At 62.2% G+C, this 22,552-nt stretch carries 21 protein-coding genes and 1 tRNA gene; 13 read left to right on the forward strand and 9 right to left on the reverse strand.

Annotation, left to right across the window (positions count from 1 at the left end):
- Positions 1 to 80: 80 nt before the first annotated feature.
- The 4 genes from GWE18_RS32915 to GWE18_RS32930 form a co-directional block, all read right to left on the reverse strand.
- Complete coding sequence (locus GWE18_RS32915; RefSeq protein ID WP_275189861.1) at positions 81 to 671, reverse strand: c-type cytochrome; 591 nt, start codon at positions 669 to 671, stop codon at positions 81 to 83.
- 83 nt (positions 672 to 754) lie between these two features.
- Entirely contained in the window at positions 755 to 2,017 is a 1,263-nt protein-coding gene (locus GWE18_RS32920) for a PQQ-dependent sugar dehydrogenase (protein ID WP_057902188.1), read from the reverse strand.
- A gap of 425 nt (positions 2,018 to 2,442) precedes the next feature.
- Positions 2,443 to 4,707 (reverse strand): DUF2235 domain-containing protein, encoded by a 2,265-nt coding sequence (locus GWE18_RS32925; RefSeq protein WP_275189862.1) that lies wholly within the window; start codon positions 4,705 to 4,707, stop codon positions 2,443 to 2,445.
- Between the two features lie 170 nt (positions 4,708 to 4,877).
- A tRNA-Gly gene (locus GWE18_RS32930) sits at positions 4,878 to 4,952 on the reverse strand.
- A gap of 530 nt (positions 4,953 to 5,482) precedes the next feature.
- Between GWE18_RS32930 and trxA the strand changes: the two genes are divergently transcribed.
- Positions 5,483 to 6,406, forward strand: a complete 924-nt coding sequence (trxA, locus tag GWE18_RS32935) for a thioredoxin (protein WP_275189863.1) — start codon at positions 5,483 to 5,485, stop codon at positions 6,404 to 6,406.
- Positions 6,407 to 6,482: 76 nt separating this feature from the next.
- Positions 6,483 to 7,157: an LON peptidase substrate-binding domain-containing protein gene (locus GWE18_RS32940; RefSeq protein WP_057853736.1), complete on the forward strand. Its 675-nt coding sequence runs from the start codon at positions 6,483 to 6,485 to the stop codon at positions 7,155 to 7,157.
- A gap of 4 nt (positions 7,158 to 7,161) precedes the next feature.
- On the opposite strand, the gene GWE18_RS32945 is transcribed toward GWE18_RS32940, so the two are convergent.
- A complete protein-coding gene (locus GWE18_RS32945; protein WP_275189864.1) occupies positions 7,162 to 7,512 on the reverse strand; it encodes a hypothetical protein in 351 nt (116 codons plus the stop codon).
- Between the two features lie 90 nt (positions 7,513 to 7,602).
- On the opposite strand from GWE18_RS32945, the gene GWE18_RS32950 reads away from it, so the two are divergent.
- Both GWE18_RS32950 and GWE18_RS32955 read left to right on the forward strand, forming a co-directional pair.
- The gene (locus GWE18_RS32950) at positions 7,603 to 8,139 is read left to right on the forward strand and encodes a TetR/AcrR family transcriptional regulator (protein ID WP_275189865.1); all 537 of its coding nucleotides are present in this window, start codon (positions 7,603 to 7,605) and stop codon (positions 8,137 to 8,139) included.
- 51 nt (positions 8,140 to 8,190) lie between these two features.
- Positions 8,191 to 8,388 carry a Trm112 family protein gene (locus GWE18_RS32955; protein WP_057853739.1) on the forward strand — a complete coding sequence of 66 codons (198 nt, stop codon included), beginning with the start codon at positions 8,191 to 8,193 and terminating at the stop codon, positions 8,386 to 8,388.
- A 108-nt stretch (positions 8,389 to 8,496) separates the two neighbouring features.
- Here GWE18_RS32955 and GWE18_RS32960 read toward each other — a convergent pair whose 3' ends face one another.
- Positions 8,497 to 9,714, reverse strand: coding sequence for a ubiquinone biosynthesis hydroxylase (locus tag GWE18_RS32960; RefSeq protein ID WP_275189866.1), 1,218 nt, complete (start codon positions 9,712 to 9,714; stop codon positions 8,497 to 8,499).
- A 211-nt stretch (positions 9,715 to 9,925) separates the two neighbouring features.
- Between GWE18_RS32960 and tesB the strand changes: the two genes are divergently transcribed.
- The gene (gene tesB, locus GWE18_RS32965; RefSeq protein WP_275189867.1) at positions 9,926 to 10,786 is read left to right on the forward strand and encodes an acyl-CoA thioesterase II; all 861 of its coding nucleotides are present in this window, start codon (positions 9,926 to 9,928) and stop codon (positions 10,784 to 10,786) included.
- A 54-nt stretch (positions 10,787 to 10,840) separates the two neighbouring features.
- On the opposite strand, the gene GWE18_RS32970 is transcribed toward tesB, so the two are convergent.
- Positions 10,841 to 11,728, reverse strand: coding sequence for a DUF4339 domain-containing protein (locus GWE18_RS32970; protein ID WP_275189868.1), 888 nt, complete (start codon positions 11,726 to 11,728; stop codon positions 10,841 to 10,843).
- A gap of 242 nt (positions 11,729 to 11,970) precedes the next feature.
- Between GWE18_RS32970 and GWE18_RS32975 the strand changes: the two genes are divergently transcribed.
- The 4 genes from GWE18_RS32975 to GWE18_RS32990 all read left to right on the forward strand — a co-directional run bounded on the left by GWE18_RS32975 (position 11,971) and on the right by GWE18_RS32990 (position 15,823).
- Positions 11,971 to 12,309: a P-II family nitrogen regulator gene (locus GWE18_RS32975; RefSeq protein ID WP_028348351.1), complete on the forward strand. Its 339-nt coding sequence runs from the start codon at positions 11,971 to 11,973 to the stop codon at positions 12,307 to 12,309.
- A gap of 79 nt (positions 12,310 to 12,388) precedes the next feature.
- A complete protein-coding gene (locus GWE18_RS32980; protein WP_275189869.1) occupies positions 12,389 to 13,696 on the forward strand; it encodes an ammonium transporter in 1,308 nt (435 codons plus the stop codon).
- A gap of 307 nt (positions 13,697 to 14,003) precedes the next feature.
- Positions 14,004 to 14,342, forward strand: a complete 339-nt coding sequence (locus GWE18_RS32985; protein WP_008142813.1) for a P-II family nitrogen regulator — start codon at positions 14,004 to 14,006, stop codon at positions 14,340 to 14,342.
- A 38-nt stretch (positions 14,343 to 14,380) separates the two neighbouring features.
- Positions 14,381 to 15,823 (forward strand): ammonium transporter, encoded by a 1,443-nt coding sequence (locus GWE18_RS32990; RefSeq protein WP_057853746.1) that lies wholly within the window; start codon positions 14,381 to 14,383, stop codon positions 15,821 to 15,823.
- A 191-nt stretch (positions 15,824 to 16,014) separates the two neighbouring features.
- Here the strand turns inward: GWE18_RS32990 and GWE18_RS32995 are convergent, their stop codons facing one another.
- The gene (locus tag GWE18_RS32995; RefSeq protein WP_275189870.1) at positions 16,015 to 16,245 is read right to left on the reverse strand and encodes an AbrB/MazE/SpoVT family DNA-binding domain-containing protein; all 231 of its coding nucleotides are present in this window, start codon (positions 16,243 to 16,245) and stop codon (positions 16,015 to 16,017) included.
- Positions 16,246 to 16,418: 173 nt separating this feature from the next.
- Between GWE18_RS32995 and GWE18_RS33000 the strand changes: the two genes are divergently transcribed.
- The 4 genes from GWE18_RS33000 to GWE18_RS33015 all read left to right on the forward strand — a co-directional run bounded on the left by GWE18_RS33000 (position 16,419) and on the right by GWE18_RS33015 (position 21,922).
- Positions 16,419 to 17,642, forward strand: a complete 1,224-nt coding sequence (locus GWE18_RS33000; protein WP_275189871.1) for an aminotransferase class I/II-fold pyridoxal phosphate-dependent enzyme — start codon at positions 16,419 to 16,421, stop codon at positions 17,640 to 17,642.
- 12 nt (positions 17,643 to 17,654) lie between these two features.
- Complete coding sequence (locus GWE18_RS33005) at positions 17,655 to 20,096, forward strand: DNA translocase FtsK (RefSeq protein ID WP_275189872.1); 2,442 nt, start codon at positions 17,655 to 17,657, stop codon at positions 20,094 to 20,096.
- 125 nt (positions 20,097 to 20,221) lie between these two features.
- The gene (locus GWE18_RS33010) at positions 20,222 to 21,031 is read left to right on the forward strand and encodes an outer-membrane lipoprotein carrier protein LolA (protein ID WP_275189873.1); all 810 of its coding nucleotides are present in this window, start codon (positions 20,222 to 20,224) and stop codon (positions 21,029 to 21,031) included.
- A gap of 75 nt (positions 21,032 to 21,106) precedes the next feature.
- Complete coding sequence (locus tag GWE18_RS33015; protein WP_057853750.1) at positions 21,107 to 21,922, forward strand: exodeoxyribonuclease III; 816 nt, start codon at positions 21,107 to 21,109, stop codon at positions 21,920 to 21,922.
- A gap of 176 nt (positions 21,923 to 22,098) precedes the next feature.
- On the opposite strand, the gene GWE18_RS33020 is transcribed toward GWE18_RS33015, so the two are convergent.
- Positions 22,099 to 22,539, reverse strand: a complete 441-nt coding sequence (locus GWE18_RS33020; RefSeq protein ID WP_275189874.1) for a cyclic nucleotide-binding domain-containing protein — start codon at positions 22,537 to 22,539, stop codon at positions 22,099 to 22,101.
- Positions 22,540 to 22,552 lie beyond the last annotated feature (13 nt).

Consider the following 22,552-nt stretch of genomic DNA (forward strand, 5'->3'; position numbering starts at 1 on the left):
TTGCTGAACGAAATCGAACGACGGGCACTTCCTTAAATTGCGCTTTCACGGTGTATGGGTCCCTGCGTTCGCAGGGACGACTAACCACTAGAGAGATACGCCAGATAATGCGCGAGCGCTTCGATCTCTTCGTCGCTGAGGGGATAGGCGACATCCGCCATCGCGGCCATGGCGCCGCCGGATCGCATACCCGATTTGTACTCGCGCAGCGCCTTGACGAGGTATTCCTCGCGCTGGCCAGCGATGCGGGCAACCCCCTTGGTGCCGGCGTAGCTGTCGGTGTGGCATGAAGCACAGCGTCGCCCGGCGGCAGCTTGCGCGCCCTTTTTCGACAGCTCGGGATTGTCATCGGGCTTGGGCGCTTTCGGCGGTTCAAGCGAAGCGAAATATGCGCCGAGGTTGCGGATGTCCTCGTTATTGAGCTGCTCGACGATCGGCTGCATCTGCTCGTTCTTGCGGGTCCCGGCGCGAAAAAACACGAGCTGCCACTGAATGAACTGATCGGGCTGAGCCGCCAGCGAGGGAATGTTCTCGATCTGCGAAATGCCGCCTTCGCCGTGGCACCCGACGCACAGCTCGGCCTTTTCCTTGCCGGCGGCAATATCGGCGGCGTGCACGGATGGTCCGCAAATCGTCAAAGCCAGCAGCGCGCCAACCATTGCACTTCGCATTTCAATTACTCTCCGCTGCGGCACAAACGACAAAGGCCGCGGCGCCCGTTCCCGAGCAACCGCAGCCTCTGCCAATTCACGCTCTACTTCTTGCTGTAGCTGATGCGATAGATCGCTCCTGCCCAGTCGTCGGCCACGAGGATCGAACCGTCCTTGTCCAGAATGATATCGTTCGGACGGCCGAGATAGCCCTGGTCGCCTTCGAGCCAGCCGGAGGCGAAGATTTCCTGCTTGGCGTTCTTTCCGTCTGCATCGACGATGACGCGCTTGATCCGGGCGCCCTGGTACTTATGCCGATTCCAGGAGCCGTGCTCAGCAATCAGGATGTTGTTCTTGTACTCAGGCGGGAATTGATTGCCGGTATAGAACTTCATACCCAGCGGCGCCACGTGCGCGCCCAGATTAACGACGGGCGGCGTGAATTCAGAGCATTTGTGACCCATGGCGAATTTCGGGTCCGGCATATCGCCCTGATGGCAATAGGGATAGCCAAAATGCTCGCCGATCCTGGAGATCATGTTGAGCTTGTCGCTAGGCATGTCGTCGCTGATCCAGTCGCGGGCGTTTTCCGTGAACCAGTATCGCCCCGAGCGCGGATCGATGTCACCGCCGACGCTGTTACGGACGCCGAGCGCCCAGATCTCGGCATTGCCGGTCTTGGGATCGACGCGGCGGACCTGCGAAACGCTGGTCGGGGGGATGCCGATGTTGAAGGGGGGTCCGAACGGCAGGTAGAACCAGCCATCCTTGTCGACCGTGATGTATTTCCAGCCGTGCGCGATGTAAGACGGCATGTCGTCATACACGACCTTGCCAGCGCCGAGATTATCGAGATTGGCTTCGGCGTTTTCGTATTTGATCAGCTTGTCGACCGCGATGACGTAGAGCGCGCCATCGAGAAAGGCGAGGCCGGTCGGCATCTTGAGGCCCTTGAGGATGGTCTTGACCTCCTTCTTGCCGCCATTGTCCTTGATCGCATAGACATTGCCGAGGTCGAACGAGCCGACAAACAGCGTGCCCTTGTCGCCCCAGGCCATCTGCCGCGCGGACAGTACATTGGATGCATAGACTTCGATCTTGAAGCCGTCCGGCAGCTTGATCTTTTTCATCAATGCCGCCAGTTCCGCTTCCGAGGCGCCGGTCGGCGGCCCGGATGGCGGAGCGAGGCCCTTTTGTTCTTCGGTCTCGTCGCCGAGGAACCAGTCCGGCGGCGGGTTGGTCCAGAAATCCTTGGAGCCGGACTCGTATTTCTTCAAGGCCTTCTGCTGCGCGTCGGCCTGGCTGGCCCCCGCGACAACGAGGACGGCTGCGAGCGCAAGAATAGATCGATTGAAAGCCGATTTCATCGCGTCACTCCCTATGCAGCCTGGCGGCTGCGCCTGTTATTATTTTGAAACGTTCGAGAGACGAACTTGGTCTGGTGAAATGGAACAGACTAAAAAATGGTAGCACATACGGTGGGGCAAAGAAGCGCAGGCTGCGCCGCTCCGCGAGGTCAAAGCAAATTGTGAGACGGATTGATAACTGGCTGCGTTCGATGCGCGTTTGCAGTTGCGCCCGTTGCATCGCAATATTGCGCAAGAGCGAAAGCTCGCCGAGGTGGGCAGGCTTCCACAGGAGGGACAGATCGTGTTCGTGTTCGTGCTCGGTGGGACAGGCTCGATCGGCTCCGCAGTGGTGCGGGAAGTGGTGGGCGGAGACTTGATGTGTTTAGCCTGGTGCGATCCCGCACATTCGCTTTGAAGCTCCGCACGCTCGGAGCCTGACCGGCCTATCGCCGCTTCACCGTCAGTTTCGCCGCGCCTTTGTTGTTTCGATAAAAGAGATCATAGAGTCCGGGAATGCCGAGTACGGCGTCGTTGACGAAGATGAACAGTTCGCCTTCGCGGGTTGGCTTGATGGTGGTTTCGATCACGGAATCGGTAGGATCAGGATCGAGAAAAGTCTCTTCCCCACCGACGTCGCCATAGCGCAGAACGATCCGGAACCAGTCCTTGGTCAATTCGCGGCGCAGCGGCACTCCGAGGCCGAGCAGGATTCGCTGATTCCAGCTCGGCTGCTCAGTGGGTGAGAAGCCGCCGAACGGGACTTTGATAGCGGCATCGGACCATGGCTCCGATGGCACCGGCTCCACCTTCACCATGTATCTGGCTCGGCCGCCATCGAGACGAATGCCGGTCGGCTTGCAGAGGTCCGACGTCTTGAATTCGACGGGCTGCGCAACCGTTTCGTCCTTGGCAAGGCGTTTCGTTTCCGCGCTCGGCGTGCAGGTAAAACCGGCAACATCCTGGACGTTGTAAAGCAGGCGATTGACCAGGGCCAACCCGAGATAGACGAACAGCAGGGCAAAGAATGCAGGCGCCCATCTGCGCTTTATCCCCTCATGCAGTGCAATGTAAAATTTGTTGCTACGAAGCCGGTAGACGAAATTCTTAGGCAAGCCCGACGGCGCAGAAGGAGTTTTTCGCCAGATCGCCCCCATGCGGTCGTCGATGCGCGCTGCTATTCGCATTCCCCACAGGTTGAGGAACGCGACCAGGCCGGCAAGCAGCAGGAAGGAAAACGGCGCGCGGGCATAGCCGTCGACCCACGTAGACGCGAAGTCCGGCAGAAACGCCCCGACGAAGCGAATGATGTCCGAGACCCATCGGATCGGGCTCGTGAATTCGTCGGAGCGTGTGGCGCCGCTGATCAACGGAAACGCCAGCAGCCAGGCGGTGGCGCCGGCGGTAGCGAAATAGACCACGCGTCGTTTCCAGATTTCGTTCCAGACATGCTCCTGTGCGTCCGCGCGCTTCTTGGCCGCATCGCTGGTCTCGAACTCATACTGATCCGGCGTGACGATCTCACCGTCGGCCTTCACGACGTCGTAGACGGCAGGCAGGCCGATGGGCGCGTAGGCATGCGCATGGCTCCTGATTCGCCTGAACACGCTCTCGTGGATCTTCGGACGTTCGACCGTGACTTCGTCGTCTTCCTTTTTCGCGTATCGGTAATTGCAAAGCTGAACGAGCTTTCGTGGACCGTAACGGTAATAGGCGCCGAGGCCCGCGCGCGGATTGTATATTCGTCCGTCCTTGTCCGCTCTCGAAATGGCATTCTTGAACGCATCGGGATCGGCGGGTGGATCGCCGGTATCGGACTTGAATTTCAGACCGCAGCGCTGCGCTTCGTTGAGCATCCAGATCAACGGAATGTAGGCCAGCGCATCATCCGGATAGCCGCCGCCTACATTGGAATGCACGCCGGCGAACCAGACCTGGCTGATTTGCTCATCAGCGATGTGGCGCTTCCGGTTTGGATCGAAGTCCGATGGCGGAACGATTTTTTCATCCCACAACTCGGGATGAAACGTGGTTCGTGCTTCGTCGAGCGAAAGCGCCTGGCATGCGCGCAGGACGCATTTACGATTCAGCGCGTGATTGGGAAGTTCGAGCGGAACGATCCACCGGCTGACGCCTCGCGTCATCTCAGCCATCGGCAGGCCATAGGCGGCGACCGTATCCCACACACCCACGAAGCGGATGTACTTGACCTTGCGATTGTCGCGCTTGTCGTACTCGATCGGGAAGAGGAAGTTGCGAATGGCCCGGTACCAGTCCTCGGGATGCCAGGGCCACACGGTATGGTAGCGCTCGCTGCGGTATTTCCGGTAGGCCGCGATGGCTTTCCTGTCGAGTTCGCTTTCATTGTCGGCGGACACAAGGCCTTGATTGAGAATCAGACCGATGACGACGCGGATCGTGAATGCGCCGCGGCTGAATCCGAAGCCATAGAGGTTGTCGCTTTCGTCCCTGTAGTTGCGGCACGCAAATTTATAGATGTCGACGACGTTTCGTTTCAGGCCAAAGCCGAATGCGCCCCCAAGTATCGCCCACGGCTTGAATGTCGAAGTGCCGACGCCGTCGTCGTAGAAGGCGACCTGATCGTTTCCGGAAAGATCCAGCGCCTCAAAGGTGCGCCAGACGTTCGTGCGCCAGACCTTGGCCGCGGAATTGCCGGTGCCGTCGGACAGCAAAACAATGTTTCGGCCCATGAAATTGCCCCGCCGGGTGATGAGACGACACTACAATCTCTGGTCTCAGAGCATTGCACGCTCCCCTCGAATGAAAAGAGAGCTGGATCACATCGGGGGACCAAATAACAACAAGGCCGCCAAAACGGCGGCCTGTCGTTGGATCTAGTGCTTTGCCATAGAAGAAAATCTGGAGCGGGCGAAGGGGCTCGAACCCTCGACCCCGACCTTGGCAAGGTCGTGCTCTACCACTGAGCTACACCCGCATCCGAGATGGCGGCGATCGCTCGCCGTCAACGGCAGACCTATGCCAAATGCGGACCGCGAATGCAACAGTCCCGCGCGCAATCTGATGACATCCGAGCGGTCCGATTTCATTAGCAAATAGGCTCGAATCAGCCCGAAACAACGCCCAAACGAGGTAGATTGGCGTCAGAGGGCGTATTCGGAACCCGGGCTATGCGGCCGGCACGCCGCGGATCGATTACAGCCGGGCCGCGAATATGCATTGCAGGGTTCCGATCCTCTCGTCGCGCAAGCCCGAATCGCGATCCAAGGTCGTCCCATTCGGCGAAGGCCCGGTTACCGTCGGTCACGGCGTGACCGATAAGCGTGGCCTGGTATCCGGACGACATGGCGCGCGCCCGCCTGATATCCGAACAGGCCGGCGCCGCCCCCCGGGGCCAATTGAATTTTGTAGCCAAGCCGCCATCTAGCGCATGAGAACTTGGTTCCGGGACGTGCTAGAACTGGCCTGTTCCCGAAAAGCATTCGCAAGACATCAGGCGAGGACACCGTGACGATAGTTGAGCAGGGCGGCGGCCCGGCACCGCAGGCAGCACCCGATCTGATCAAGGAGACGACCACCCAGACCTTCGTGAAGGATGTCATCGAGGAATCGAAGCGCCAGCCGGTGCTGATCGACTTCTGGGCGGAGTGGTGCGGCCCCTGCCGCCAGCTCACGCCGGTGCTCGAGAAGGCGGTCCGCGCGGCCAAGGGCAAGGTCAAACTGGTCAAGATGAACATCGACCAACATCCGGCGATTCCCGGCCAGATGGGCATTCAGTCGATCCCGGCCGTGATCGCCTTCGTCAATGGCCAACCCGCCGACGGATTCATGGGCGCGGTGCCGGAGAGCCAGGTCAACGCATTCATCGAAAAACTCACCAAGGGCATGACGGCGCCGGGCGAGCCTAATATCGCGGAAATCCTGCAGGAGGCCGAGGCCGTGCTGGCGGAAGGCGATCCTGCCGCGGCAGCCCAGATCTATGCCGAGATACTGGGTTTCGACGCCACCAATATCGCGGCCCTGGCGGGGCTGGCGAAATGCTATGTGACGACGGGTGCCGTCGAACAGGCCAAGCAGACGTTAGCGATGGTGCCGGAATCGAAGCGCAACGACGCCGCCGTCAAGGCGGTGCAGGCTTCGATCGACCTTGCCGAGCAGGCCCAGGCGGTCGGTCCGGTTGCCGAGCTGGAACAAAAGGTCGCTGCAAACCCGCTCGATCATCAGGCGCGATTCGACCTGGCGACCGCGCTCAACGCGCTCGGCAAGCGCTCGGAGGCAACCAACCAGTTGCTGGAAATCGTCAAGCGCGATCGAAAATGGAATGATGACGGCGCGCGCAAGCAGCTGGTGCAGTTCTTCGAGGCGTGGGGCGGCGCCGACGAAGCGACCGTCGAGGGACGAAAGCGGCTGTCGACGATTCTTTTCTCATAGGGCGTATTCCACACCAGTGGGACATGGTTTTGTGAAGAGAACACGCACCAACCCAACGAGCTGACCGGGACTGCAGATGCCGATCAATGCCGAATACCGCGGACCCGGCGAGCTTCCCGAAATTATTCCGGTGTTTCCGTTGCCGGGCGCTCTGCTGCTGCCGCGTGGCCAGATGCCGCTCAATATTTTCGAGCCGCGCTATCTGGCGATGGTGGACGACGCGCTGCGCGACGGCCATCGGCTGATCGGGATGATCCAGCCGGATATTTCCCACAGCAGGGACGAGGCAAGGCCCGAGCTGTTCCGGGTCGGCTGCGTCGGCCGCATCACGCAGCTCGCCGAATCCGGGGACGGTCGCTACATCCTCGAACTGACCGGCGTCGCCCGCTTCAAGGTGGTCGAGGAAATCACTACGCTGACTGCGTACCGGCAATGCAAGGTGGATTTCTTTCCCTATGCCGATGACTTCGTCGCACGCAAGGGCGAAGAGGATGTGGACCGCGCGGCCTTGCTCGACGTTCTGACCGACTTTCTCAACGCCAACAATCTGAAGGTGGATTGGGAGGGCATCGAGAGCGCGCCGAACGAGGCGCTGGTCAACGCGCTGGCGATGATGTCGCCCTATGGTCCTGCGGAGAAGCAAGCGATGCTGGAGGCGCCCGACCTGAAAACCCGCGCGGAGATCCTGATCGCAGTGACCGAAATGGACCTCGCCAAGAAGGGCACCAGCGGCGACACCGGGCTGCAGTAGCGCTTCAATACCCCGCCATCGCGAGCACGACGACCGCGCCGAGCGCTTTGCAGCCGAAGCCGCGGCCGCGCGACCACCAGGCATTGGCGGCCGCCGCAAAGGCGTAGACCGCGACGATCGTCACAACGATCCAGTGCCGTGCGCTCTCCGATCCGAACGAAGGCGCGGCAATCAGCAGCACGCCGCCGCCGATCCAGGCCACCGTGCCCGCCTGCCACACCAGGCGGATCAGGGTCCGCAGGCTTTCCGGCTGGATGGTCGCTTTGGCGAAAACCTTGGTTTCGCCGAGCACGCCGTGAATCAGGGCCACCGCTATTCCGGCGATGCCAGCGCATTGCAGAATGAGATCGCGCATCGAAACGACTCCATACAGTACTGTATGGTTATGCGCCGCATCCTGGCGTCTGTCAATACAGTAGTGTATGGTGGGACATTGCGAACCGGCATGAACGATCAACTATCGGCGAAGGACTGGCTCGATCAGGGCCTGAGGACACTCGTGAGCCGCGGCTTCATCGCGCTGAAGGCCGAGCCTTTGGCCAAGGCGATGGGGGTGTCGCGCGGCAGCTTCTACTGGCATTTCGCCGATATCGGTGCGTTCCATGCCGCGATTCTCGCGCGCTGGCACGAAGTGGCCGCCGAGCAGATCATCGCCAATGTCGAGGCGGCTTCGAAAGACGAAAACCCGCTTGCGGTGCTGTTGCGCCGGGTGTTCAGCGAGCGGCTGGCGCTGGAGCAAGCGGTCCGTACCTGGGCGAGCGTCGATCCCCGTGCCCGCGCTGCCGTTCGAGCCATCGACCGCCGCCGGCTGACCTATGTGGAGGGCCTGCTGGCGCAGGCGGGATTGCCGCCGGAACTGGCCCGCGCCCGCGCCCAAATCCTCTATTGGGCATTTCTCGGCTTCGCACTCTCGGACCAGCCCTTGCCGAAGGCGCGGCAACAGGCCGTGCTCGACGAACTGGTGCGGATGGCCACGTCATGACAGCGTCCAACCGACTGTGCTAATGGGACTGCTTTAAGCCGGAGACCAGCCATGAATACCCCGCCTGAACGCCTCGACAGCACCGTTGATCCGAAGCTGCTTGAGATCCTGGTCTGTCCGGTGACCAAGGGCCCGCTCGAATTCGATTCGACCCGGCAGGAACTGATCTCGCGCTCCGCCAAGCTCGCCTATCCGATCCGCGACGGCATCCCTATCATGCTGCCGGAAGAGGCACGGAAGATCGAGTGAGGGAAGTCGCGTAGCCCGGATGCAGCGAAGCGCAATCCGGGTTCGTCCGACTTGCGAGACCGTTCCCGGATTTCGCTTCGCTGCATCCGGGCTACGATAAGAGAGCCGCTACAACGCCTCGCCCTTCAACAGCCGCGGCACTTCGCCTGATAATCCCGCGGCCTGGCGGATGAACAGGCTCTTCAGCGGCGGCGCGCGATCGACGAGGCCAAGCCCGATGTCGCGCACGGTACGCAGCAGCGTCGATTCATTTGAGAACAGGAAGTTCAGCGAATTGGTGGCGACCCCCATCGCCATGGTGTCGAAGCGCCGCCAGCGTTGATAGCGGTCGAGCACATCGGCCTGCCCGGGATCGATTCCGAGCCGGGCCGCGTCGACTACGACTTCGGCCAGCGCCGCGACATCCCTCAGGCCCATGTTGAGGCCCTGCCCCGCGATCGGATGAATGACATGCGCGGCGTCGCCGACCAGCGCCAGCCGCTCGGCGATGAATGAGCGCGCGACGAAATAGCCGAGCGGAAACGCGCGCGGCTTGTCGAGCGCCTTGATCTCGCCGAGGTGCAGCCCGAAGCGCTTCTCGAGTTCATCGTGGAATTCGGCTTCGCCAAGCGCAGTGATGCGTGCGGCCTCGGTGCGGCTCTCGGTCCACACCAGCGAAGAGCGGTTGCCGGTCAGCGGCAGGATCGCGAACGGGCCTGCGGGGAGAAAATGCTCTTCGGCGCGGCCATGATGATCGCGCTCATGGCCGACGGTGACGACGATGCCGGATTGATCGTAATCCCAGCCGTGGGTGAAAATGCCGGCGCGCTCGCGCAATTTCGAGCGCGCGCCGTCTGCGGCAATCAGCAGGCTTGCTTCGATGATCTGGCCATCGGCGAGCGTCACCGTGACGCCATCGGCACGCGAGTCGTAGGTCGAGACTGCCGTTGCACGGAGATCGATGCCTTCGGCCTCGGCACGCGCAACCAGCGCATCGATCAGGCGGCGGTTTTCGACCATGTGGGCGAAGGGCTCGCCGGGCACGACTTCCCCCGCGAAGGTCAGGAACACCGGGCGGGTGGCATCCTCCAATCTGGAATCGGTGACGACCATGTCGAGGATCGGCTGGGAGTCCGATACCTGGTCCCAGACGCCGAGCGCCTCGAATAGCCGCCGGCAGGCCGCGACAATCGCGGTCGCCCGCGGATCGGGGCTCGGCCGCACCGCCAAGGCCGGATCGGCCACGACCACGGGAATATCCGCGCCCAGCCCCTGGCGGAACGCCAGCGCCAGCGCCAGCCCGGCAAATGCGCCGCCGCAGATGACAATGCTTCGCTGTGCCGGCATGCAATTCCTTACCCGGTTACGCCCCAGACGACACTTGCTACCTGATAATAGCTGGGCAAAACAGGTTCGTAAAACAAGGCTAAGTCATTCCGGGGCGATACGCAGTATCGAACTATGGGGCGCTCCTTGCGCCCCTGAGAATCTCGAGATTCCGGGTCTGGTCCTTCGGACCATCCCGGAATGACGCAGGAATTCAACTGAAAGCACCGCCATGTCCAAAGGACTGATTGACCTGATTTCCATCCTCGATCTCGAACAGCTCGAGGTGAACCTGTTCCGAGGCAGCAGCCCGAAGACGAGCTGGCAGCGGGTGTTCGGGGGCCAGGTGATTGGGCAGGCGATGGTCGCGGCATGCCGCACCGTCGAGGGCCGCCTGCCGCATTCGATCCATTGCTATTTCATCCTGCCCGGCGATCCGCAGATCCCGATCATCTACCAAGTCGAACGCCTGCGCGACGGCAAGAGCTATTCGACCCGTCGCGTCACCGCGATCCAGCATGGCAACGCCATCTTCTCGATCATGGTGTCATTCCATGCGGAAGAGGAAGGCGCCTTCAACCACCAGGACAAGATGCCGGATGTGCCGCCGCCGGAAAAACTCACGGCGGAAGAAGTGTCGAAACAGCCGATGTTCAAGGAGATGCCGGAATTCATCCGCCGCTATTACGAATCCGACCGGCCGATCGAACTGCGCCCGGTCGAGCTTGGCCGCTATTTCGGCCAGAAGATCGACGACGGGCGGATCCATGTCTGGATTCGCACCGCGGCCAAGCTGCCCGATGATCCCGCGCTGCACCTGTGCGCGCTGGCCTACGCGTCGGATTTCTCGCTGCTGGACGCCGTGATGGCGCGCTACGGCCGCACCCTGTTCGACAAGCGGATGATGCCGGCAAGCCTCGATCACGCGATGTGGTTTCACCGGCCGTTCCGCGCCGACGAATGGCTGCTTTACGCGCAGGACTCGCCGAGCGCGCAGGACGGCCGCGGCTTGACCCGCGGCCTGATCTTCAAGCCCGATGGCACGCTGGTGGCGTCGGTGGCCCAGGAAGGCTCGGTGCGCCAGCGCAAGTAACGTGCCTCCCTCTCCCACTTATACAGGGAGAAGGAGCGCGTCGACGTCCAGGCCCTAAGCGTTTGCCAACGTGCCGCGCTCGGCCAGCGCGAACTGCGACGCGTACCATTGCGCGTACCAGCGCAGCATCCAGGGAATGGGAATGATGAAGATGCAGGCGATCACGAACACGAGGGTTCGCCACAACACTTCCAGTCCGGACGCGGTGAAGATGACTTCGCGATGCGTGCCGTCGATGTTGCGGCAGATCCAGCGCATCCAGGCCGTGACCACCCACGCCCAGCCGACAATGGTGATGAAGGACAGATACAGCAGCACTTGCCAGCCGACATAGCCGAGCGCGCTGCCGTTGAAGGCAATCGGAAGCGGCTGGCCGTTGGAGCTCAGATTCGCAGCGACCCAACGAATCACCATCCAGGACAGCACGGCCTGAATCGGAATCGAGAGATATTGAAGGTAGTAGAGGTCGGCCGAGCCCACATAGGTTAAAATGCCGATCGCAATGAAGACGTACCAGATGTCGAGGGGCTGGCCGTTGAAGGCGAAGTTCGGCCGGCCCGGCACGTAAAGCCGGGAGACGATCCAGCGATAGAAATAGGTTGCGACCCAAGGAGCCGGGATCACCAGCAGCATGCCGATGATGAATAGGAGGGCCCACCCAAGCAGAGGCCAAAGGCCGACGTCAATCGACAGCGCTCCGCCGCCGTAACCTCCGGCTGCAACCGGGGGTGGACCACCGGGCTGCGCGAAGGAGGGCGGGCCTGATCCGCCGGGGACCAGGCCGGGAATGTCACCGGCCCGCTGCCATCCGGACATTCCTTCGGTCCAGACCAGCGTATCCGTCCCGACCATGCCACGGGTGATGAGGTCGCGAAGCTGGGCCTCCGGATGAGGGCCCTGTTGCTGGCCGTTGGATGCATAAAACCACGATCGGTTCGACATTTTATTCTCTTTGAGCCGTGGAGGGGAGCCGGGGGGCGGCTGGAGGGTGAAACCGCATTTTGGCGGACGATACCGGCGCCTGTACAGTGATCGATGTCACCAAGCCGAAATGTTTTCCCCTTCTACCTGCAACTTTTTTGTGCCATTTGCCCAGAAAGATGCCAGATTTGCATCGGCAGCGAGCCGCTGGGCGGCCTGCCTGCCGCGTGCTCAAAAAATACCCAGGGAAATGAAGGCTGATCATGAAACTCGTCGTCGCGATCATCAAACCTTTCAAGCTTGACGAGGTGCGCCAGGCGCTGACGGCCATCGGCGTCCACGGCATGACGGTGACCGAGGTCAAGGGCTACGGCCGCCAGAAGGGCCACACCGAAATCTACCGCGGCGCCGAGTATGTCGTGAACTTCCTGCCCAAGCTCCGAATCGAAATCGCGGTCGCCTCCGACGTTGCCGACAAGGCGGTCGAGGTCATTACCGCGAACGCGCGTACCGGGCAGATCGGTGACGGCAAGATCTTCGTTACGCCGATCGATCACGCCTTACGAATCCGCACCGGCGAGACCGATAGCGACGCGCTCTGAGACATCATTGAATTCAAGGCGCGGCGGCAACGACGCTGAACGCGCGAAGCCAAGAAACGACAGCAGGCCGGGGGATTCCATGGGGGCACCATCTTATCGTGCAGCGCGGAAAGCTGCGCTCATCACTGTTGCGGCGAGCTTCTCGTTCGCGACGCCGGCGGCGGCCGAGACGTCCACCATCAATGCCGCCGACACCGCATGGATGATCGTCGCCACCGCGCTGGTCCTGATGATGACGATACCGGGCCTGGCGCTGTTCTACTCCGGCATGGTGCGCAAGAAGAACGTGCTGGCGACAATGGCGCAGAGCCTCGCTGCCGTGGCGATCATCTCGATTCTCTGGGTGGCGTTCGGCTACTCGCTGGCCTTCGTCGGCGACGGCGCCTGGATAGGCACGCTCGATCGCTGGTTTCTGATCGGCATGACGATGGATAGCGTCAACCCGGCGGCAAAGACGATTCCGGAAGCACTTTTCATGCTGTACCAGATGACGTTTGCGATCATCACGGTGGCGCTGGTGGCGGGTGCGGTGGCGGATCGGATGCGGTTCTCAGCCTACCTGCTGTTCTCCGTCGGCTGGTTCATGTTCGTCTATGTGCCGCTCGCGCACTGGGTATGGGGCGGCGGATTCCTTGCCACCATGGGCGTGCTGGATTTCGCCGGCGGCCTCGTCGTACATCTTTCCGCCGGCGTCGGCGGCCTGGTTGCCGCAATGGTGATCGGCCGGCGTCAAGGCTATGGCAGCGAGAACCTCGCGCCATTCGACCTGTCGCTTGCCGTGATCGGCACCGGATTGTTGTGGGTCGGCTGGTTCGGCTTCAATGGCGGATCGGCGCTGGCCGCGAACTCGCGTGCGGTCATGGCGATCACCGCGACGCATCTGGCCGCCTGCGCCGGCGCACTGACCTGGGCGGCGATCGAATGGGCGACGCGGCGCAAACCGTCGGTGCTCGGCATGATATCAGGCGCCGTCGCGGGTCTCGGCACCATCACGCCGGCCTCCGGCTTTGTTGCGCCGTGGCACGGCGTCATCATCGGCGTCGTCGCGGGAACGCTCTGCTTCTGGGCCTGCACCTGGCTCAAACAGCGCTTCAAGTATGACGATTCGCTCGACGTGTTCGGCGTCCACGGCATCGGTGGATTGACCGGCACACTGCTCGCCGGCGTGTTTGCGGTGAATGCGATCGGCGGCACCGCGGGGCTGATCGAGGGCAATGCGCAACAGGTCGTGATCCAGCTCTATGGGATCGTCGCCACCCTGGTGTGGTCCGGCGGCGTTACCTTTGTGCTGCTCAAGCTGGTGGGCGTGTTCGCACCGCTGCGGGTCTCGCTGCAGCAGGAACTGGAAGGCCTCGATATTTCGCAGCACGGCGAAGCGCTGCAATAGGCCGCCCACCCCATTACCGTTTCGTTGCCCTGCCGCTAAGCAGGATTGTGTCGCTAGGCAGCACCTGCTCACGATTTGAGCAGGCCTGACTACGCTTTGGGCGCGACGGAATGGCGCAGGAAAATGCAATTCCCGCAAAGGGCGAAAAGGGCCGCATTCATAATCTGTTAGGGAAGGACGACGATCTGGCACGGCATTTGATTCTATGGGTCCTGGCTGTGCCCGCGTAGTGAACATCTCCGCGTGGTGAACCTCAGTCTAGAACGCCCGGTCCGCCTGACCCGGGCCCAAGCGGGGACCAAGACCCATGAAAATTGTTATGGCGATCATCAAGCCATTCAAGCTCGAAGAAGTCCGTGACGCCCTGACCGCCATTGGCGTTCATGGCCTCACGGTGACGGAAGTCAAAGGTTATGGCCGCCAGAAAGGCCACACGGAAATCTATCGTGGCGCCGAATATGCGGTGAGCTTCCTGCCCAAGATCAAGATCGAGGTCGCTGTCGCCTCCGACCAGGTCGACAAGACCATCGACGCCATCACATCCGCTGCCAAGACCGGACAGATCGGCGACGGCAAGATCTTCGTCATCAACCTCGACCATGCGGTTCGCATCCGCACCGGCGAGGCGGATGCCGCGGCCCTCTGATTTCGCGCTCAAACCTTACCACTTAGGAGTAAACTCAAATGACGTTCAAACGTCCCTATGGCGCGGGACTGGCGGCCCTCGCAGTCGGCCTGTTCGCCGCGACCGCTGCTTACGCCGAGCCAACCGTCAACAAGGGTGACAATGCCTGGATGTTAACGTCGACAGTGCTGGTGCTGTTGATGACGATCCCCGGCCTCGCTCTGTTCTACGGCGGTCTTGTCCGTTCCAAGAACATGCTCTCGGTGCTGATGCAGGTCTTCTACACCGTCTGCATCGTCGTTCTGCTCTGGGCGCTCTACGGCTACAGCCTCGCCTTCACCGGCGGTTCCGACTTCATTGGCGGCTTCTCCAAGGCCTTCCTGATGGGCGTGACCCTCGAGTCGAAAGCGGCGACCTTCAGTGTCGACGCCAACATCACCGAGCTCATCTACATCTGCTTCCAGATGACGTTCGCGGCGATCACCCCCGCCCTCATCGTCGGCGCCTTCGCCGAACGCATGAAGTTCGCGGCGGTGGCCTTGTTCGTCCCGCTCTGGGTGACGCTGATCTACCTCCCGATCGCGCATATGGTTTGGTACTGGCCCGGACCGGACCTGATCACGGACGCGGCCAAGGCGCTCGCCGCGGCGGCTGACGGTGCGGCGAAGACCGCGGCTCAGGCCAAGCTCGACGAGATCAATGCCGATGCCGGCTGGATCTTCAAGAAGGGCGCGATCGACTTCGCCGGCGGCACCGTGGTGCACATCAACGCCGGTATTGCCGGTCTCGTCGGTGCGCTCCTGATCGGCAAGCGCGTCGGTTACGGCAAAGAGCTGATGGCTCCGCACTCGCTGACCATGACCATGATCGGCGCTTCGCTGCTCTGGGTCGGCTGGTTCGGCTTCAACGCCGGATCGAACCTCGAAGCCTCCGGCGGCGCCGCGCTCGCCATGACCAACTCCTTCGTTGCAACCGCAGCGGCGGCGATGGCCTGGATGTTCGCGGAATGGATCGTCAAGGGCCATCCCTCGGTGCTCGGCGCGTTGTCGGGCGCGGTGGCTGGCCTCGTGGCGGTCACCCCCGCGGCCGGCTATTCCGGTCCGATGGGCGCGATTGTGCTCGGTCTCGTGGTCGGCGTCGTCTGCCTGTTCTTCTGCACCGTGGTGAAGAACTCGCTCGGCTATGACGACTCGCTCGACGTGTTTGGCGTCCACTGCGTCGGCGGCATCGTCGGCGCGCTCGGCACCGGCATCCTGGTGAATCCGGCCCTCGGCGGTACCGGCGTCATGGATTACGCCGCCGGCAAGATCGCGGACTACGACTTCGTCGCCCAGATGACCTCCCAGTTCTGGGGCGTCTGCACCACGCTGGTGTGGTCGGGCATCGGTTCGGCGATCCTCTTCAAGGTCGTCGACGTCATCGTCGGCCTGCGCGTCAACGTCGAGACCGAGCGTGAAGGCCTCGACGTCACCGAGCACACCGAGCGCGCTTACAACATGTAGTTCTCCCGGGGTGCGATCCGTCGAGGGTCGCATCCATAACTCCGGTTCGGGGCACATACCCGGCAATGCCCTGACCGTTGAGGGGCTCCAGCGCAAGCTGGAGCCCCTTTCTTTTTTCTGAAACGGATTTGCCGAACCCGGGCCGGAACTAGGTACGTTCGTCGCTTTCCGGCGTGATCGAGCGTCACGGACTAATCCCCGCGCGTGATCGCCATGATTTCATCCGTGGAGGGACCGGGTCCCGCTATGCCGACCAGCTTGGCTAGGCGACTGGGTTCCCTCGTCGCTTCGACTTTCTCGATCACGATGCTGCCGTCGATGGCACGCCGGAACTCGACCTGGCTTCCCGGAGCGATCCCGAGGTGCTCGCGCACGGGCTTTGGAATCGTCACTTGGCCCTTACTTGTGACTGTCGTTGCCATGGCAGCCCTCAGCAGCGGTAATGCCGACCGTAGATATGGTAATACCGCGCAAATTGTACGGGTCGGCCGATGGTTAATCGCGTCTTAACCTCGCCGTATCTATGGTGGTTTGATGTGTTTCCGGTCATCGGGTAAGTCCCCCGACCCCTATTGAGAGTGCTGGCGTTTCAGACATGGCAATGACTGCCTCTTCCGGCGTGGCGCAGGGCGTCGGCAGCATATCTGCCGGTCAGGCCGAGCGTTCGCCTTTTTTGCGGACCACCGAGTTGCTGGCGCCGTACCAACCGGCCAAGCCATTGATTACGCTGTCATTAGGCGAGCCGCAGCACCCGGTCCCCGATTTTGTCGGGCCGGTCCTGGCGAGGCACATTGCTGAGTTCGGCCGCTATCCCCTCGCCAAGGGTATCGAGCCGTTCCGGCGCGCCGCTGCAAGCTGGCTGACCACCCGGTTCGACCTGCCCCGGCCGATCGATCCCGAGAGCGAAATCCTGGTGCTGAACGGCAGCCGCGAAGGGCTGTTCTTTGCCGCGATCACGGCCGCCCGTTATGTCGGCCCGCGCAAGGGCAAGCCCGCGATCCTGATGCCCAACCCGTTTTATCCGGCCTACGGCGCGGGCGCCCGCGCTGCCGGTTGCGAACTGATCTACCTGCCGACCACGCTCGCCAACGGATTCTTGCCGGATCTCGATGCGCTCGACGAAGCAACGCTGGCCAGAACCGTGGCGATGTTCATTGCCTCGCCGGCCAACCCGCAAGGCGCCGTCGCCTCGCGCGATTACTTCACGCGGCTGAAGAAACTCGCCGACCGCCATGGCTTCATGATCCTGAGCGACGAGTGCTATTCGGAAATCTACACCAGGCACGCGCCGGGCAGCGCGCTCGAATGTGCCGGGCCCGACTTCACCAACGTCGTTGCATTCCAGTCGCTGTCGAAGCGCTCGAACCTGCCCGGCATGCGCGTCGGCTTTGCCGCCGGCGACCGAAAGTTTCTCGCGGCCTTTCACGAATTGCGCAATGTCGCAGCACCCCAGGTGCCGATGCCGCTGCAGCACGTCGCCGTCGCTGCCTATAGCGACGAGGCGCATGTCGAAGAAAACCGCAGGCTTTACCGCATCAAATTCGACCTCGCCGACCAGATTCTCGGCAGCCGCTACGGCTATGCGCGGCCCGCCGGCGGCTTCTGCGTCTGGCTCGACGTATCCGGGCGCGGCGGCGACGAGGCGGCGGCGATTAAACTCTATCGGGATGCGGGCGTCCGCGTGATTCCCGGAAGTTATCTGTCGCGGCCGCAGAACGACGGTTTCAATCCCGGCGCAGGCTACATCCGTCTCGCGCTGGTTTCAGACAGTGAATCAACGGCCGAGGCATTGCACCGGCTGGTCGAAATTCTGGATTAATCGCAGGGCCCCATGAGCATGCCAGCGATCGAACGTGTTATTCCCCTGGTCGGACATCTGCCGGTCTCGATTCGAGACGCGCTGGCGCGACGCCTGCGCGAGCTTGCCGGCTTGAGCTTAATCGCGCTGTCCGGCGTCGCGGCGGCGGCGTTGATGACGTGGTCGGTGCAGGACCCGAGCCTGAGCCACGCGACGTCGCGTCCGATCCGCAACGTTCTCGGCTACCCCGGCGCGATCGGCGCCGATCTCTTGATGCAGATTCTCGGCCTCGGCGCGATCATGCTGATCCTCCCGGTCGCGGTGTGGGGCTGGCGCATGCTGACCCATCGCACCTTCGACCGCGAGGCGCTGCGCCTTGGATGCTGGATTCTCTGCACGGTGATCGCGGCAGGTTTTGCAAGCTGCTGGCCGCATGGCGGAGGTTGGGCGCTGCCGACCGGCCTTGGCGGCGTCGTCGGTGACGCGCTGGTGCGCGCGCCCGCCGTGGTATTCGGTCCGGCCGGCTTCACCTATCGTCTGGTGCTCGGCATCATTTTGTTCGCGGCGATGTGCGCGGCCTTTCTGTTTGCCAGCGGCTGGGGCTCGCGCGCGCGGGATGAAGAGCTGACGCCGATCGAGGACGATGACGCGCCCTTCGTGGAAGAAGGGGATCGCAGTTCGGTGTCGCTCGGATGGGTGTACCACGCCCTGATGAGCGCAAAGGCGCGGCTCGGATGGCTGTTGAGCGCGGCCTACCGCTCGCTTGTGTCGAGTTCGCCGCCGCCTCGCACGGCCTCGTTCGAACGCCAGGAACCGAGCCTCAGCGGCCGCGCCGCACCGGCACCGTGCCCGCAGGAAGATGAATTCGAGGACGAGGAAGAAGAGGAAGAAGAGGAAGTCCCGGCCGCCCGCGCTCCGCGCAAGAAGGCCGCGCCGCGCGCACCGGCGCGCAAGTCCGAGAAGTTCGAACTGCCTTCGGTCTCGATGCTGACGGCGCCCAAGGCGTCTGACCGGCAGCCGCTCAGCAAGGCGGAGCTGGAGGCCAATTCGCGCGCGCTGGAAGGTGTGCTCGGCGATTTCGGCGTCCGCGGCGAGATCGTCAAGGCCAATCCGGGCCCGGTCGTGACGCTGTACGAACTCGAACCGGCGCCCGGCATCAAATCCTCGCGCGTCATCGGCCTTGCCGACGATATCGCCCGCTCGATGAGCGCGCTTTCCGCCCGCGTCGCCGTGGTCGCCGGCCGCAACGCCATCGGCATCGAGCTGCCGAATGCGCATCGCGAAAAGGTTTACCTGCGCGAGCTGTTGACCACAAAGGACAGCAACGAGTCGACGGTGAAGTTGCCGCTCTGCCTCGGAAAAAACATCGGCGGCGAATCCATCATCATCGATCTGGCGCGCACCCCGCACATGCTAATCGCCGGCACCACCGGCTCCGGCAAATCGGTCGCCATCAACACCATGATCCTCAGCCTGGTCTATCGCCTGCGGCCGGATCAGTGCCGCCTGATCATGGTCGATCCCAAGATGCTCGAACTCTCCGTCTATGACGGTATCCCGCATCTGTTGACGCCGGTCGTGACCGATCCGAAGAAGGCGGTGGTCGCGCTGAAATGGGCCGTGCGCGAGATGGAAGAGCGCTACAAGAAGATGTCCAAGCTCGGTGTGCGCAACATCGACGGCTACAACCAGCGCCTCGTCGAAGCCAAGGGCAAGGGCGAGGAGCTGACGCGCACGGTGCATACCGGCTTCGACAAGGAAACCGGCAAGGCGATCTACGAGGAAGAAAAGCTCGACCTCGAACCGCTGCCCTATATCGTCATCATCGTCGACGAAATGGCCGACCTGATGATGGTCGCCGGCAAGGACATCGAAGGCGCAGTGCAGCGCCTGGCACAGATGGCGCGCGCCGCGGGTCTCCACGTGATCCTCGCCACGCAGCGTCCGTCGGTCGACGTCATCACCGGCACCATCAAGGCGAACTTCCCGACCCGCATCGCATTCCAGGTCACTTCGAAAATCGACAGCCGCACCATTCTCGGCGAGATGGGCGCCGAGCAACTGCTCGGCCAGGGCGACATGCTTTATATGGCCGGCGGCGGCCGCATCAGCCGCGTGCACGGTCCGTTCGCCTCCGACGAGGAAGTCGAGAAGGTCGTGCGTCATCTCAAGACGCAGGGCCAGCCGGAATATCTGGAAGCGGTCACCGCGGAAGAGCCGAGCGAAGAAGACGGCGCGGTGTTCGATTCCACCGGTATGGGGGGCGATGGTGGCGGCGACCTGTTCGCGCAGGCGGTTGCGATCGTCAAGCGCGACCGCAAGGCCTCGACATCCTACATTCAACGCCGGCTGCAAATCGGCTATAACCGCGCCGCGTCGTTGATGGAGCGGATGGAACTCGAAGGCATCGTTGGACAGGCGAATCACGCCGGTAAACGCGAAATTCTGGTCGAAGAGGAAGAAGGCGGGTTCTAGGGTGCCAGCGCCGAACGGGATTCGGCGCAACTATTTTCACGGAAAAACGATACCTCCTAGGCTCGAAAGCACGATAAAATGGCCTGCAGCGGGATACCTCGTCGAATAGAGATCCGAAATATCTGATGACACAACAAAACACCCATCGCGGGCTGCGCTCAGGACTGGCTCTTTTGATCGCCACCTCCATCGCGGGCTTCGCGACGCCGGCTCTCTCGCAGACAGTTCCGGTTCCGAAGCCCGCGCCCAAGACCCGCGACGGCAACGTGCAGATGAGCGCGCAGGAAAAAAAGGGACCGACGACCACCGGCGCCACTCAGGCGCCGCCGAACCCGGTGATTCCCGACCCGCGCCGCAACGTCCCGGCCAACGTTTTTGCAACCTTCGATGCCAACCAGAAGGCACAGGCTGCCCGGGTGAGCTCCTATCTGTCCTCGCTGCAAACGTTGGTCGGAAATTTCGTCCAGGTCGGGCCCGACGGCAGCAAGACCAAGGGAGATTTCTACATCCAGAAGCCGGGCAAGGTGCGTTTCGAATATGAGGAGCCGAGCCCGATCGCGATTATCGCCGATGGCTCGTCGCTGGCCGTGCGCGATACGAAGCTTGCGACCCAGGACATCTATCCGCTGTCGCAGACACCGCTGCGCTTCCTGCTGTCAGACCGGATCGATCTGCTGAAGGATACCAATGTCGTCAGCGTCACGGCCGATGACGTCTACATCAGCGTCACCATCGAGGAGAAGCAGGCCCTGATCGGCACCAGCCGGTTGATGCTGATGGTCGGCACCAAGGACGGCCAGCTCAAGCAATGGACCGTGACCGACCCGCAGGGTTACGACACCACGGTTGCGGTCTACAATCTGGACTCGTCCAAGAAGGTCGACCCAGCCCTGTTCAAGATCGACTTCACCAACTATTTTACTCCAGCGAACTGAACGGCGCGCTTTCTTCCATTCTTTCTGTGGAGAGAACGGAATCCGCGCCGGGAACCGTGGTAATACACGGCCTTCATGCGTTTTTCCCTGACAACGTGGAATATCAATTCGGTGCGCCTGCGCATCGACATCGTCGCCAAATTCCTCAAATCGGCGCGGCCGGACGTGCTGTGCCTGCAGGAAACCAAATGCATCGACGACGCTTTCCCGCTGAAGCGCTTCAAGCGTCTCGGCTATGAGCATATCGCGCTGAACGGGCAGAAGGGCTACCACGGCGTCGCCATCGTCTCGAAACTTCCGTTCGACGCGACCGATATCAGGACCTTCTGCGACAAGATCGATTCGCGTCACATCTCGGTGGCGTTCGGCGAGAAGGCGCAGCTAGCGAAGCCGGTAGTGCTGCACAATTTTTATGTTCCGGCCGGCGGCGACATTCCCGATCCGGTGCTCAATCCGAAATTCGATCACAAGCTGAAATTTCTCGACGAGATGAAGGCGTGCGAGCCGCTGCATCCGCGCGGCGACGACCGGCATATCCTGGTCGGCGACCTCAACGTCGCACCACATGAGAACGACGTGTGGTCGCACAAACAGCTTTTGAAGGTCGTTTCGCATACGCCGATCGAATGCGAGAAGCTGCTCGCAGCACAGGCCCATGGCGAATGGTTCGACGTCGCGCGCGAGCGGATTCCGCTTTCGGAAAAGGTCTATACGTGGTGGAGCTACCGCGCCGCCGACTGGACGGTGGGCGACCGAGGCCGGCGGCTCGATCACATCTGGGTCTCGCGCGCGCTCAAAGACGGCGTCACCGATTTCAGCATCACCCGCGACGCCCGCGGCTGGCAGCGCCCGTCCGACCACGTGCCTGTGACGGTAACGCTGGAAGTGTAGTTTCGTTGTCGTCGTCCCTGCGAACGCAGGGACCCATAACCACAGGACCCTATGGTAACAAAAGCCGTCAGCGACTGTGCCCAAAGACAGGCCACGGCGTATGGGTCCCGGATCGCGCTCGCTCCGCTCGCTTGTCCGGGACGACGACGGATAGACGGGATGACGGATAGATAAGTTCAGATATTCAGCTTGGCGCCGGCTATCAAAATATCGCTGGTGAGCTGGCTGGTGCGGGTCGCGAGCTCGTCGCGCAGACGGCGCGCCGCGGCAGGATCGCTTTCGAGCACGCGTTGAAACAGGCTGCGCGCCACCCGGATCACCGAGGAATGATCAAGCGCGACCGCGCTGGACGGCCGTTTCATCGCGACGATCAGCGCCAATTCGCCGATCAGGGCGCCGGGACCAGCAACGACTTCGGCGCCGCCGTCCTCGACGCGGATCGAACCGCGCTGAACGATATAGCCCGCATCCGCCTCGTCGCCGGCATTGAACAGATAGTCGCCAGGTGAGAAATCGCGCTGCTCCGAACCGATCGCCAGCATGCGTAGAGCCGTCGTTCCCAACAGGCGTAGTGTGGGGACCCGCTCGAGCAGGGCTACATCATCTTCGATCGACATGGACCGTTGACCG

It is taken from the genome of Bradyrhizobium sp. CSA112, assembly GCF_029051645.1.
GTDB lineage: Bacteria > Pseudomonadota > Alphaproteobacteria > Rhizobiales > Xanthobacteraceae > Bradyrhizobium.

Excerpts from the sequence above, each read along its gene's own strand:
- GWE18_RS32915 (WP_275189861.1), bottom strand. The coding sequence starts at position 671 with ATGCGAAGTGCAATGGTTGGCGCGCTGCTGGCTTTGACGATTTGCGGA.
- GWE18_RS32920 (WP_057902188.1), bottom strand. The coding sequence starts at position 2,017 with ATGAAATCGGCTTTCAATCGATCTATTCTTGCGCTCGCAGCCGTCCTC.
- GWE18_RS32925 (WP_275189862.1), bottom strand. The coding sequence starts at position 4,707 with ATGGGCCGAAACATTGTTTTGCTGTCCGACGGCACCGGCAATTCCGCG.
- GWE18_RS32940 (WP_057853736.1), top strand. The coding sequence starts at position 6,483 with ATGCCGATCAATGCCGAATACCGCGGACCCGGCGAGCTTCCCGAAATT.
- GWE18_RS32945 (WP_275189864.1), bottom strand. The coding sequence starts at position 7,512 with ATGCGCGATCTCATTCTGCAATGCGCTGGCATCGCCGGAATAGCGGTG.
- GWE18_RS32950 (WP_275189865.1), top strand. The coding sequence starts at position 7,603 with ATGAACGATCAACTATCGGCGAAGGACTGGCTCGATCAGGGCCTGAGG.
- GWE18_RS32955 (WP_057853739.1), top strand. The coding sequence starts at position 8,191 with ATGAATACCCCGCCTGAACGCCTCGACAGCACCGTTGATCCGAAGCTG.
- GWE18_RS32960 (WP_275189866.1), bottom strand. The coding sequence starts at position 9,714 with ATGCCGGCACAGCGAAGCATTGTCATCTGCGGCGGCGCATTTGCCGGG.
- tesB (WP_275189867.1), top strand. The coding sequence starts at position 9,926 with ATGTCCAAAGGACTGATTGACCTGATTTCCATCCTCGATCTCGAACAG.
- GWE18_RS32970 (WP_275189868.1), bottom strand. The coding sequence starts at position 11,728 with ATGTCGAACCGATCGTGGTTTTATGCATCCAACGGCCAGCAACAGGGC.
- GWE18_RS32975 (WP_028348351.1), top strand. The coding sequence starts at position 11,971 with ATGAAACTCGTCGTCGCGATCATCAAACCTTTCAAGCTTGACGAGGTG.
- GWE18_RS32980 (WP_275189869.1), top strand. The coding sequence starts at position 12,389 with ATGGGGGCACCATCTTATCGTGCAGCGCGGAAAGCTGCGCTCATCACT.
- GWE18_RS32985 (WP_008142813.1), top strand. The coding sequence starts at position 14,004 with ATGAAAATTGTTATGGCGATCATCAAGCCATTCAAGCTCGAAGAAGTC.
- GWE18_RS32990 (WP_057853746.1), top strand. The coding sequence starts at position 14,381 with ATGACGTTCAAACGTCCCTATGGCGCGGGACTGGCGGCCCTCGCAGTC.
- GWE18_RS32995 (WP_275189870.1), bottom strand. The coding sequence starts at position 16,245 with ATGGCAACGACAGTCACAAGTAAGGGCCAAGTGACGATTCCAAAGCCC.
- GWE18_RS33000 (WP_275189871.1), top strand. The coding sequence starts at position 16,419 with ATGGCAATGACTGCCTCTTCCGGCGTGGCGCAGGGCGTCGGCAGCATA.
- GWE18_RS33005 (WP_275189872.1), top strand. The coding sequence starts at position 17,655 with ATGAGCATGCCAGCGATCGAACGTGTTATTCCCCTGGTCGGACATCTG.
- GWE18_RS33010 (WP_275189873.1), top strand. The coding sequence starts at position 20,222 with ATGACACAACAAAACACCCATCGCGGGCTGCGCTCAGGACTGGCTCTT.
- GWE18_RS33015 (WP_057853750.1), top strand. The coding sequence starts at position 21,107 with ATGCGTTTTTCCCTGACAACGTGGAATATCAATTCGGTGCGCCTGCGC.
- GWE18_RS33020 (WP_275189874.1), bottom strand. The coding sequence starts at position 22,539 with ATGTCGATCGAAGATGATGTAGCCCTGCTCGAGCGGGTCCCCACACTA.